Annotated in this window: 8 protein-coding genes; 6 read left to right on the top strand and 2 right to left on the bottom strand. The window is 69.6% G+C overall.

The genetic code is table 11. The features are described from left to right. The first annotated feature begins 15 nt into the window (after positions 1 to 15). Positions 16 to 1,335 (top strand): type III glutamate--ammonia ligase, encoded by a 1,320-nt coding sequence (gene glnT / locus KHC23_RS01420; protein WP_213368619.1) that lies wholly within the window; start codon positions 16 to 18, stop codon positions 1,333 to 1,335. Between the two features lie 175 nt (positions 1,336 to 1,510). Here glnT and KHC23_RS01415 read toward each other — a convergent pair whose 3' ends face one another. Further along, positions 1,511 to 2,971 (bottom strand): helix-turn-helix domain-containing protein, encoded by a 1,461-nt coding sequence (locus KHC23_RS01415; RefSeq protein ID WP_213368618.1) that lies wholly within the window; start codon positions 2,969 to 2,971, stop codon positions 1,511 to 1,513. 267 nt (positions 2,972 to 3,238) lie between these two features. On the opposite strand from KHC23_RS01415, the gene KHC23_RS01410 reads away from it, so the two are divergent. From KHC23_RS01410 to scpA, 5 genes are all read left to right on the top strand, one after another. Next, positions 3,239 to 4,774 (top strand): acyl-CoA carboxylase subunit beta, encoded by a 1,536-nt coding sequence (locus tag KHC23_RS01410; RefSeq protein WP_213368616.1) that lies wholly within the window; start codon positions 3,239 to 3,241, stop codon positions 4,772 to 4,774. Between the two features lie 154 nt (positions 4,775 to 4,928). Beyond that, entirely contained in the window at positions 4,929 to 6,944 is a 2,016-nt protein-coding gene (locus KHC23_RS01405) for an acetyl-CoA carboxylase biotin carboxylase subunit (protein WP_213368614.1), read from the top strand. A 10-nt stretch (positions 6,945 to 6,954) separates the two neighbouring features. Continuing rightward, positions 6,955 to 8,817, top strand: coding sequence for a methylmalonyl-CoA mutase family protein (locus KHC23_RS01400; protein WP_213368612.1), 1,863 nt, complete (start codon positions 6,955 to 6,957; stop codon positions 8,815 to 8,817). Positions 8,818 to 8,877: 60 nt separating this feature from the next. Next, a complete protein-coding gene (locus KHC23_RS01395) occupies positions 8,878 to 9,267 on the top strand; it encodes a hypothetical protein (RefSeq protein WP_213368610.1) in 390 nt (129 codons plus the stop codon). 28 nt (positions 9,268 to 9,295) lie between these two features. Beyond that, complete coding sequence (gene scpA / locus KHC23_RS01390; RefSeq protein WP_213368608.1) at positions 9,296 to 11,452, top strand: methylmalonyl-CoA mutase; 2,157 nt, start codon at positions 9,296 to 9,298, stop codon at positions 11,450 to 11,452. Positions 11,453 to 11,499: 47 nt separating this feature from the next. On the opposite strand, the gene KHC23_RS01385 is transcribed toward scpA, so the two are convergent. Then, positions 11,500 to 12,543 carry a CobW family GTP-binding protein gene (locus KHC23_RS01385; protein WP_213368606.1) on the bottom strand — a complete coding sequence of 348 codons (1,044 nt, stop codon included), beginning with the start codon at positions 12,541 to 12,543 and terminating at the stop codon, positions 11,500 to 11,502. Between the last annotated feature and the right edge of the window lies 1 nt (position 12,544).

The raw sequence follows: 12,544 nt of genomic DNA, 5'->3' as shown, positions 1-12,544 counted from the left end.
GAACCGGATTGCACCATGGCCAATGATCTCGCCCACGCCGACCTTCAACACGCGGCGAACGAACTCGGCATCAAGTATTTCCTGATCTCGTATGTGGACCTGTTCGGGGCGCTGCGGGCGAAGCTGGTGCCGGCCACCGCCATACGCGGCATGCAGAAGGCCGGCGCGGGCTTCGCCGGCTTCGCCACCTGGCTCGACATGAGCCCGGCCGATGCCGACCTGTTCGCGGTGCCGGACGCCGACAGCCTGATCCAGCTTCCCTGGAAGCCGGAAGTCGGCTGGCTCGCCTCCGACCTGGTGATGAACGACGAACTGGTGGCGCAGGCGCCGCGCAACGTGCTGAAATCCACCATGCTGGGCGCCGACAGCATCGGCTACCTCATGAAGACCGGCGTCGAGTGCGAGTTCTTCCTCACCACCCCCGACGGCTCGAAGATCTCCGACGGCGCCGACAACGCCACCAAGCCCTGCTACGACCAGTCCGCCCTGATGCGCCGCTACGACGTGATCCGGGAAATCTGCGATTGCATGCTCACGCTGGGCTGGGGCCCCTACCAGAACGACCATGAGGACGCCAACGGCCAGTTCGAGATGAACTGGGACTTCGCCGACGCGCTGATCACCGCCGACCGGCATGTGTTCTTCAAGTTCATGGCCCGTTCCATCGCCGAGAAGCACGGGCTGCGCGCCACCTTCATGCCCAAGCCGTTCATCGACCTCACCGGCTCGGGCTGCCACATGCACACCTCGCTGTGGGGGCCGGACGGCGCCAACCTGTTCGAGGACGAGGATGGCGAGCTGGGTCTGTCCGATCTCGGCTACCACTTCATCGGCGGGCTGATCCATTCGGCCGACGCGCTGTGCGCCTTCACCAACCCGACGGTGAACTCCTACAAGCGCATCAACGCCCCGCGCACCGTCTCCGGCGCCACCTGGGCGCCCAACACCGTGACCTATACCGGCAATAACCGCACCCACATGATCCGCATCCCCGATGCGGGGCGGCTGGAGCTGCGCCTGCCGGACGGCGCCGCCAACCCCTATCTCGCCCCCGCCGCCATGCTCGCCGCCGGCCTCGACGGCATCCAGAACCAGCGCGACCCGGGCAAGCGGCTCGACATCAACATGTACACCGACGGCCACAAGGTGCGCGGCGCCAAGAAGCTGCCGCTGAACCTGCTCGACGCCATCCGCGCGCTGGAGAAGAACAGCGTGCTGCGCAACGCGCTCGGCGCGCCGCTGGTGGAGGGCTACACCAGGCTGAAGACCGAGGAATGGAACGCCTATTCGCGCCACCTCACCCAATGGGAGCGCGACAACACGCTGGATATCTGAGGCGAGCTGGGTGCTTCGAGGCCGCCCGCCGGGCGGCACCTCAGCATGACGGACGTTGCGCCGGCAGGCCTGCGTCCGTCATACCGAGGCGCCCGGCGAAGTCGGGCCTCGAACGACGCAGGCGGGCAAGACCTGCCACGTCCTCGTCCTGCCACGTCCTCGTCCTGCCGTTCCCTCACTCGCGCACCGAAAACGGCACCACGTCGCGGCGGTCGGGGTCGACGACGATGGCGCGGTCGAGCGGGGGGAAGGCGCGCTCGGGGCAGGCGGCGCGCGGGCAGATGCGGCAATTGACGCCGAGCGGCGCCACGGCGGCCGCCTTCAGGTCCAGCCCGTCGGCATGGACCAGTTCGCCGGCATAAGAAATCTCGCAGCCAATGCCGAGCGCGAAACGCCGCTCGCGCTGGCCGTGGCGGTGGGCGGGCTTCGAGGTGCCGCGCGCCAGGCACAGATAGCGCGCCCCGTCCGGCATCTCGCCGACCTGCACCAGCAGGCGGGCGGGCTGCTCGAACGCCTCGTGCACGTTCCACACCGGGCAGGCGCCGCCATAGCGGGCGAACTGGAAGCGGGTGGCGCTGTGGCGCTTGATGACGTTGCCGGCGCGGTCGACTTTCAGGAAATAGAACGGCACCCCCTTCTCGCCGGGCCGCTGCAGGGTGGAGAGCCGGTGGCACACCTGCTCCAGGCTCGCCCCGGTCATCGCCGCCAGCCGGTCGAGGTCGTGCCTTGTCTCGCGCGCCAGCCCGGCGAAGCGGCGATAGGGCAGGACCAGCGCGCCGGCATAATAGTTCTGCAGCGACAGCCGGCACACCTCGCGGGCGACGGTGCTGCGGAAGCCGGCCTCGGCGACGTGGCGGTCGATCAGCTCGCTCTGCTCGAAGCGGGCGATGAGCGCGGCGAGGCGGAAGGCGCGGCTGGCGGGATCGAGCGTGCGCGCCAGCGCCGCCACCCGGCGGTGGCGGTCATAGGCCAGCAGCGGCGCGTCGAGGCCGGAGGAAGCTGCCATATCCGCCGGCGCCATCTCCACCGCGATGTCGTGGCGCTGGCGCAGATGGCCCACCAGCACCGCCACGCCATCGTCGCGGCCGAACAGGTCGAGCGCGGCGTTGCGCTCCTCGCCGGCGCGGTCGAGCCCGTCGACATAATTGTCGATGTAGTGGAAATGGTCGCGCACCTCCTCATAGGGCGCGAGGTGGCGCGCCTCGTCGGGGGCGGCGCCATCCACCTCGCGCGCCACCGAGACCACCGCGTCGTCCTGCGCGGCACGGCGCTCCTCCAGCCGGCGCAGGGCGCCGTGCAGACGCAGGAAGGCGTGGGCGAAGGCGGGGGCGTGGGTGGTGGCGTTCTTCAGGTCCTGCAGGCTCGGCTCGATGCCGCGAAACACCGGATCGGCCAGCGCCTCGCGCAGATCGGCGACGATGCGATCGAGGTCGTCGGCGCCGAAGCGGGTGATGTCGAGGTCGAAGACGCGGCTGATGGCGAGCAGCACGGCGGCGGTGACCGGGCGCTGGTTGCTCTCGATCTGGTTGATGTAGCTCGGCGACAGCGACAGCCGCCGGGCGAAGTCCATCTGCGTCAGCCCCAGCCGCTCGCGCACATGGCGCACCGCGTGGCCGGCGAAGACTTTCTTGGACATGGTGCGGTCTCCAGAAGCAGCAGACTCGGCGCCTTTCCTCTCCCGTCTGGGAGAGATGGCCCGCGAAGCGGATCGGTGAGGGGCGGCGACGCTGGACGCCCCCTCACCCCAACCCTCTCCCCGCCGGGGAGAGGGGGCAGCGCCTGCCAAGTCGATCTTGTGAAAATTTTACAACTTCACGATCCGCATTTTCACAGCTTATGTTTTGTCCGGCAAGCGCCTAGAAGGGTCTGAACGGCCCGCGTGCCGACGTCCGGAGGGAGCGCCATGAAGCCCATTCTCGACGAACTCGAACAGCGCCGCGCCGGGGCACGCGCCGGCGGCGGCGGGGCGCGCGTCGCGGCCCAGCACAGGCGCGGCAAGCTGACCGCGCGCGAGCGGCTCGACCTGCTGCTCGACATCGGCTCGTTCGAGGAGTTCGACACCTTCGTGCAGCACCGCTGCGCCGATTTCGGCATGGACAAGGCCGAGAAGATCCCCGGCGACGGCGTCGTCACCGGCTGGGGCACGGTGAACGGGCGCAAGGTGTTCGTGTTCGCCAAGGACTTCACCGTGTTCGGCGGCTCGCTCTCGGAAGCGCACGCCGCCAAGATCACCAAGATCCAGGACATGGCGCTGAAGACGCGGGCGCCGATCATCGGCCTGTTCGACGCCGGCGGGGCGCGCATCCAGGAAGGGGTGGCGGCGCTGGGCGGCTATGGCGAGGTGTTCCGCCGCAACGTGCTGGCCTCCGGCGTGATCCCGCAGATCTCGGTCATCATGGGCCCCTGCGCCGGCGGCGACGTCTATTCCCCCGCCATGACCGACTTCATCTTCATGGTGCGCGACAGTTCCTACATGTTCGTCACCGGGCCGGAAGTGGTGAAGACCGTCACCAATGAGAGCGTGACCGCCGAGGAACTGGGCGGCGCCAAGGTGCACACGACGAAGTCCTCGGTGGCCGACGGGTCGTATGAGAACGATGTCGAGTGCCTGTTGCAGATGCGCCGGCTGATCGACTTCCTGCCCGCCTGCAACACTTCCGGCGTGCCGGTGTGGCCGAGCTTCGACGATGGCGAGCGGCTCGACCCCTCGCTCGACACGCTGGTGCCGGACAACCCGAACAAGCCCTACGACATGAAGGAACTGATCGCGAAGGTCGCCGACGAGGGCGACTTCTTCGAGATCCAGCAAGGCTTCGCCAAGAACATCCTCACCGGCTTCGGCCGGATCGAGGGGCGCACGGTGGGCTTTGTCGCCAACCAGCCGATGGTGCTGGCCGGGGTGCTGGATGCCGACGCCTCGCGCAAGGCGGCGCGTTTCGTGCGCTTCTGCGACGCCTTCGAGATTCCGATCGTCACCTTCGTCGACGTGCCGGGATTTTTGCCGGGCACGGCGCAGGAATATGGCGGGCTGATCAAGCACGGCGCCAAGCTGCTGTTCGCCTATTCGCAGGCGACCGTGCCGCTGGTGACGCTGATCACCCGCAAGGCCTTTGGCGGCGCCTATGACGTGATGGCCTCCAAGCACATCGGCGGCGACGTGAACTATGCCTGGCCGACGGCGCAGATCGCCGTGATGGGTGCCAAGGGGGCGGTGGAGATCATCTTCCGCGCCGATATCGACGACCCCGAGAAGATCGCGGCGCGGACCAAGGAATATGAAGAGCGGTTCCTCTCGCCCTTCGTCGCGGCCGAGCGCGGCTATATCGACGAGGTGATCGCCCCGCGCGCGACCCGCAAGCGCATCGCGCGGGCGCTGGCGATGCTGGCCTCGAAGAAGGTCGAGGCGCCGGCGAAGAAGCACGATAATTTGCCGTTGTAGGCGCTTCCCGCCGGAGCGCCGTCATCCCGAGGTGCGAGCGCAAGCGAGCCTCGAAGGATGCCGAACGGAGCACGAGACGACCATCCTTCGAGGCCCGGCTGCGCCGGGCACCTCAGGATGACGACAGCAGAGAATCGAACGGTCAGGAACGCCCATGTTCTCCAAGATCCTCATCGCCAACCGTGGCGAGATCGCCTGCCGGGTCATCAGGACCGCCCGGCGCATGGGCATTGCCACCGTCGCGGTCTATTCCGACGCCGACAGGGACGCGCTGCATGTGGAGATGGCGGATGAAGCCGTGCATATCGGCCCCGCCCCCGCCGCGCAGTCCTATCTCGATGCGGAGAAGATCATCGCGGCGGCCAAGCAGACCGGCGCGCAGGCGGTGCATCCCGGCTATGGCTTCCTCTCCGAGCGGGCGAGCTTCGCCACCGCGCTGAAGGCGGCCGGCCTCGTCTTCATCGGCCCCAATCCGGGGGCGATCGAGGCGATGGGCGACAAGATCGAATCCAAGAAGGCGGCGGCGGCGGCGAATGTCTCCACCGTGCCGGGCCACCTCGGCGTGATCGAGGATGCCGGCCACGCCGCCCGCATCGCCGACGAGATCGGCTATCCCGTGATGATCAAGGCCAGTGCCGGCGGCGGCGGCAAGGGCATGCGCATCGCCCATTCCCGCGACGAAGTGCAGGAAGGGTTCGACCGCGCCCGCTCGGAAGCCAAGTCCTCCTTCGGCGACGACCGTGTGTTCGTCGAGAAGTTCATCGTCGAGCCGCGCCATATCGAGATCCAGGTGCTGGGCGACAAGCACGGCAACGTCATCCATCTCGGCGAGCGCGAATGCTCGATCCAGCGCCGCAACCAGAAGGTGGTGGAGGAAGCCCCCTCGCCGCTGCTGGACGAAGAGACGCGGGCCCTTATGGGCGCGCAGGCCGTGGCGCTGGCCAGGGCCGTGAACTACGACAGCGCCGGCACGGTGGAATTCGTCGCCGGGCAGGACAAGTCGTTCTATTTCCTGGAGATGAACACCCGGCTGCAGGTGGAGCATCCGGTCACCGAACTCGTCACCGGCATCGACCTGGTCGAGCAGATGATCCGCGTCGCGGCGGGCGAGCCCCTCGCCCTCACGCAGGCGGATGTGACGCTGAACGGCTGGGCGGTGGAGAGCCGCGTCTATGCCGAGGACCCTTATCGCGGCTTCCTGCCCTCCATCGGCCGGCTCACCCGCTACAAGCCCCCGGCGGAAGGGGTGAGCGAGGGCGTCACCGTGCGCAACGACACCGGCGTGCAGGAGGGCGGGGAAATCTCGCTGTTCTACGACCCGATGATCGCCAAGCTGATCACCCACGCGCCGACGCGGGAAGCGGCGATCGAGGCGCAGGCGGACGCGCTCGACGCCTTCGCCATTGACGGCATCCAGCACAACATCCCGTTCCTCTCGGCGCTGATGACGCATGAGCGCTGGCGGGCGGGCAGGCTTTCCACCGGCTTCATCGCCGAGGAATATCCCGACGGCTTCCATGCCACCGCGCCGAGCGCGGCGCTGGCGCGCACGCTGGCGGGCGTGGCGGCGGTGATCGACAATGTCGGCAATGCGAGGAAGCGCCGGATTTCCGGCCAGCTCGCCGGCCGCCCGGTGGTGTTCGAGCATCAGCGAGTGGTGCGGCTCGGCGATCTCACGCTCGCCTGCGAGGTCGACCGCGCGGCGGGCGGCTTCATCGTCAGCTTCCTCGACGCCGAGGGCCGTCCGCTCTCCACCCACGAACTGCGCTCGGGCTGGCACCCGGGCGAACCGGTATGGAGCGGCGTGTTCGACGAGGAGGCGCTTGCCGTGCAGGTGCGCCCGCGCCTCAATGGCGTGGCGCTGGCGCATCGCGGCATCGCGGTCGAGGCGCTGGTCTACACCAGGCGCGAGGCCGAGCTTGCCGCGCTGATGCCGGTGAAGCAACAGGCCGGCAGCTTCAAGCACCTGCTCTGCCCGATGCCGGGCCTCGTCGTCTCCATCGCGGTCAGCGAGGGGCAGGAGGTGAAGGCCGGCGAGACGCTTGCCGTGGTCGAGGCGATGAAGATGGAGAACGTGCTGCGCGCCGAGCGCGACGCCACCATCGCGCGGGTGCACGCCAGGGCCGGCGACAGCCTCGCCGTCGACGCCGTGATCCTCGACTTCGCCTGAGGAGCGCACCATGCACCCGCCGCTCGATCTCGACCTCGCCGGCTTCCCGCCCGCCACCCGCGCGGACTGGCTGGCGCTGGTCGAGGGCGTGCTGAAGGGCGCGCCCTATGACCGGCGCATGGTGACGCGCACGGCCGACGGCTATGGCCTCGACGCGCTGCCGGAACGCCGTCCCAATGCGGCGCCGATCGCCGGGCGGCCGGCCGGGGCGCCGTGGAAGGTGATCGCCCGCATCGACCATGACGCCCCCGCCACCGCCAATGCGCAGATGCTGGAAGACCTCACCGGCGGGGCCGACGGCGTCTCGCTGGTGTTCGCCTCCGCGCCCTCGGCCGGCGGCTTCGGCCTGCCGGCGCGGCATGAGGAACTGGTGGCGACGCTGGACGGGCTGATGGCCGACATGGCGACGCTGCGGGTCGAGGTCGGCGGCTTCCAGGGCCGCGACATCGCTCTCGCCCTCGCCCGGTTGTTCGAGAAGGCCGACCCCGCCGAGCTCGACCTGCGTTTCGGGCTCGATCCCATCGGCGATTTCGCCGCGCTGGGCGCCGCGCCGATCGAATGGGAGGCGCTTTCCGCCCGGCTCGGCCAGACGGTGACGGCGCTTTACAGGCGCGGGCTGAACGCGCCGATGGTGCGGGCGGACGGGCGGCTGCACCATGGCGCCGGCGCCACTGACGCGCAGGAACTCGCCGCCGTGCTGGCCACCGCCCTCGCCTATCTCAAGGCGCTGGAGGCGGCCGGCCTGCCGCTGGACGAGGCGGCACGGCTGATCGAGGTGACGCTGACCGCCGATGTCGACCAGTTCGGCACCCAGGCCAAGCCGCGCGCCTTCCGCCTGCTGTGGCAGACGGTACTGGAGGGCTGCGGCCTCGCGTCCTCGCCGGTCGCGCTTCACATGGAAACCGCGTGGCGCTCCCTGACCCGGCACGACGCCCATGTGAACCTGCTGCGCGGCACCCTCGCCGCCTTCGCCGCCGGGGTCGGCGGGGCGGACAGCGTGAGCGTGCTGCCGTTCACCCAGGCGCTCGGCCTGGCCGACGCGGAGGCGCGGCGGCTCGCCCGCAACACCCAGATCATTCTGATCGAGGAATCCAACCTCCACCGCGTCGCCGACCCCGGCGCGGGGGCCGGCGCCATCGAGGAGCGCACCGAGAAGCTGGCGGCCACCGCCTGGGAGCTGTTCCGCCAGATCGAGCGCGAGGGCGGCATGGTGGAGGCGCTGGCCTCCGGCGCCTGGCAGGCGCGGTTGAAGGCGGCGCGCATGACGCGGGCGAAGGACGTCGCCACCCGCCGGCAACCGCTGACGGGCACCTCGGAATTCCCGCTGCTGGGCGAGACGGCGCCATCCGTGCTCGCCCCCGCCCGCCGCCGCGCCGCGCCCACCCCTGCCGAGGGCGCGCTGCTGTGCGAGCCGCTGGTCGGCGAACGCCTCGCCGAACCGTTCGAGCGGTTGCGCGAGGCGGCGGCGGCCGCGCGGCCTTGCGTGTTTCTGGCCAATCTCGGCACGCCGGCCGACTTCACCCCCCGTGCCAGCTTCACCCGCGCCGCCTTCGAGGCCGGCGGCATCACCGCGCCGGGAAATGACGGCTTCACCGACATGGCGGCGCTGGCCGACGCCTTCCGGGCCTCGGGCGCGCGGATCGCCTGCCTGTGCGGGTCCGACGCGGCCTATGCCGCCGCCGCCGTGGAGACGGCGAGCGCGCTGAAGGCGGCGGGGGCGGTGGGCGTGTATCTCGCCGGCACGCCGGGCGAGGACGCGCCGGCCCATCGCGCGGCGGGAATCGACGGCTATCTCACCGCCGGCATGGATCTGGTCGCCTTTCTCGACGACGCGCAGGCCCGCCTCGGCATTGCCCGGAGAGTGGAACCATGAGGGTCGCCATCCGTTTCCCCAAGGGCGGCTTTCATGCCGCCGGAAACTTAGGGACAGGCCATGAAGACGCTGACTCACGGGTGGACGTTTGCCACCTGCGGCGCGGCGCTTTGGGGGGCGCTGCTGATACCGCCGGCAACGGCACAGGAACTGACCGAACTGAGCCTGCACGACGGCATCTGGGAAGTGGCGACCGAACCGCTCTCGGGACCGTGCGACAAGCGGCTGGAGTTCAAGCTGTCGGTCGAGGAAGGCCGGATCAGCTATGCCGGCATGTGGTCGGTCGAAGCGAGCGGCTCGGTGAGCCCGCTCGGGCGGATCGACATTCGCGTGGTGCGCGGCGACGAGACGGTTTCCGCCCGGGGCGTGGTGCGCGGCGATGTGGCGATCGGCAAATGGGAATCGCCGGTGAAGAACTGTTCGGGCTCGTTCGTGGCGCGCAAGGCCTAGCCCAGGCCCGCACGTGGGAGGGTGCGCGATGAGCCGCATCCCCGACTTCGCGGCGAGGGACTGGCGGGCGCCGCAGCCTGCCGCGCCGCGCGCCGGTGCCGGCGATTGGACGACGCCGGAAGGCATCGCGGTGAAGCCGCTCTACGGCCCGGCCGACCTCGCCGGGCTGTCGGTCGTCGACAGCTATCCCGGCATCGCGCCGTTCCTGCGCGGGCCCTACCCCACCATGTATGCCACCCAGCCCTGGACCATCCGGCAATATGCCGGCTTCTCCACGGCGGAGGATTCCAACGCCTTCTACCGCCGCAACCTCGCGGGCGGGCAGAAGGGGCTGTCCGTCGCCTTCGATCTCGCCACCCATCGCGGCTATGACAGCGACCATCCGCGCGTCGCCGGCGATGTCGGCATGGCCGGGGTGGCGATCGATTCGATCTACGACATGCGTACCCTGTTCTCAGGGATCCCGCTCGACCAGATGAGCGTGTCGATGACCATGAACGGGGCGGTGCTGCCGATCCTCGCGCTGTTCGTCGTCGCGGCGGAGGAGCAGGGGGTGGGCCCGGCCCAGCTTTCCGGCACCATCCAGAACGACATCCTCAAGGAGTTCATGGTCCGCAACACCTATATCTACCCGCCCACGCCCTCGATGCGGATCATCTCCGACATCTTCGCCTTTACCGCCAGGGAGATGCCGCGCTTCAACTCGATCTCGATCTCCGGCTACCATATGCAGGAAGCCGGGGCGACGCAGGACCTGGAGCTGGCCTACACGCTGGCCGACGGTGTCGACTATGTGCGCGCCGGCGTGGCGGCGGGGCTGCCGGTCGACACCTTCGCGCCGCGGCTGTCGTTCTTCTGGGCGATCGGCATGAACTTCTTCATGGAAGTCGCCAAGCTGCGCGCCGCACGGGTGATCTGGGCGAAGCTGATGCAGGACCTGGGCGCGCGGAACCCGAAGTCGCTGCCGCTGCGCACCCATTGCCAGACCTCGGGCTGGAGCCTGACGGCGCAGGACGTGTTCAACAATGTGATGCGCACCATGGTGGAGGCGATGGCGGCGACGCAGGGCCACACCCAGTCGCTGCACACCAACGCGCTGGACGAGGCGCTGGCGCTGCCGACCGACTTCTCCGCCCGCATCGCCCGCAACACCCAGCTCCTGCTGCAGCAGGAGAGCGGCACCACCCGCGCCATCGACCCGTGGGGTGGCTCGTTCTACGTCGAGCGGCTGACCGCCGACCTCGCCGCCAAGGCGCTCTCCCATATCGCCGAGGTGGAGGAACTGGGCGGCATGGCCAAGGCGATCGAGGCCGGCATTCCCAAGCTGCGCATCGAGGAAGCCGCCGCCACCACGCAGGCGCGGATCGATTCCGGGGCGCAGACCGTGGTCGGCGTCAACAAGTACCGGCCCGAGCGCGAGACGCCGATCGACGTACTGCGGGTCGACAATTCGGCCGTGCGCGCCGCCCAACTCGCCAAGCTGGCGCGGCTGAAGGCCGAGCGCGACACGCCGGCGGTGGCCGGCGCGCTGGCGGCGCTGGAGAATGGGGCGCGCGGCAATGGCAACCTGCTGGCGCTGGCCATCGACGCGGCCCGCGCCAAGGCCACGGTGGGCGAGATTTCCGACGCGCTGGAGCGCGTCTTCGGTCGGCACCGGGCGGAAATCCGCGCGGTGTCGGGGGTCTACCGGCGGGAGGCGGGAGCGATGGCCGACAAGGTGGCGCAGGTGCGGACGCGGGTCGAGGCGTTCGAGCAGGAAGAGGGCCGGCGCCCGCGCCTCTTGGTCGCCAAGGTCGGGCAGGACGGGCACGACCGGGGGCAGAAAGTGATCGCCTCCGCCTTCGCCGATCTCGGCTTCGACGTCGATATCGGCCCGCTCTTCGCGACGCCGGAGGAAGCCGCCCGGCAGGCGGTGGAGAACGACGTGCACGTCATCGGCATCTCCTCGCTCGCCGCCGGGCACCTGACGCTGGTGCCGCAGGTGAAGATGGCGCTGGCGGCGCAGGGCCGGCCCGACATCATGGTGGTGGTCGGCGGCGTGGTGCCGCCGCAGGATTACGACGCGGTGCGCGCGGCAGGCGCCGACGCCATCTACCCCCCCGGCACGGTGATCGCCGAAGCCGCCGGGGCGCTGGTCGACACCCTCGCCGAACGGCTCGGCCATGCCAGGCACGCGGCGGAGTAGGCGGCCGGCGCCTCGTCGCCGTCCGGTCCCTCACACCCGTCGGGCGGTCAGGCCAGGGCCTGAAGGCTGTTCTGCAGCGCCGCGCGGGAGATGTTGCGGGTGATGAAGACGATGCGCGTGGTGTGGTCCGCGCTCGGCCAGGCCTGAAGCCGTACCGCCGGGTGCACGATGTTCTGCACCGCGTGCACCACCATCGGGCCGGGCACGCCGCGCACATTGACGATGCCCTTCATGCGCAGCAGGTCCTTGCCGCGCAGCGACAGCACCGCGTTCAGCCAGCGGTTGAGCGCCTCGCGCTCGATGGGCTGGTCCAGCGTCACCGCGAAGGATTTGATCGCCTCGTCATGGTGGCTGTGACCATCACCATCATGATGGTGATGGTGATGGTGATGGTGATGGTCGTGATCGTGGCCGTGGGGATGGTCGAAGGCCTCCGGCTTCAGCCATTGCGCCAGCCCCTCGCCGCTCGCCGTCGGGGTTTGCGGCGCGCGCTCGAACAGTTGCTCCGGCGAAAGCCGGCCGTCTACGGCAGGAACGACCTCGGCGCCGGGGTTGATGCGGGCGAGCCGCGCGCGCAGTGCCGCGACGGTGTCGTTGTCGGCAAGATCGGTCTTGGTGAGGATGACGACGTCGGCCATGGCCACCTGCCGCGCCGCCTCCTCGAACTGGTCGAGCTGGCCGGCGGCGTTCACCGCGTCGACCGTGGTCACCACCGCGCGCAGCCGGAACTGCGAGGAGACGAGTTCCTCGGTGGTGAACATCCCCACGATGGAGGTGGGGTCGGCGAGGCCGGTGGTCTCGATGGCGATGCGCGAGAAGGGCGGGATCTCGCCGCGCGTCTGCTTGGCCTTGAGGTCGGCCAGCGTGTCCACCAGATCGCCGCGCACCGTGCAGCAGATGCAGCCGCTCTGCAGCACCACCGCGTTCTCGATGGCGCTTTCGACCAGCAGGTGGTCGATCGCGACATCGCCGAACTCGTTGATGATCACCGCGGTATCGGCCATGCCGGGATCGCGCAGCAGATGATTGAGCAGCGTGGTCTTGCCGCTGCCGAGGAAGCCGGTGATGAGCGTGACCGGAAGTGCCGACATG

The organism is Ancylobacter dichloromethanicus (genome assembly GCF_018390645.1).
Taxonomy (GTDB): Bacteria; Pseudomonadota; Alphaproteobacteria; order Rhizobiales; family Xanthobacteraceae; genus Ancylobacter; species Ancylobacter dichloromethanicus.
Note: the sequence above shows the minus strand (reverse complement) of the source record. Positions and strands in the feature narration are given on the sequence as shown.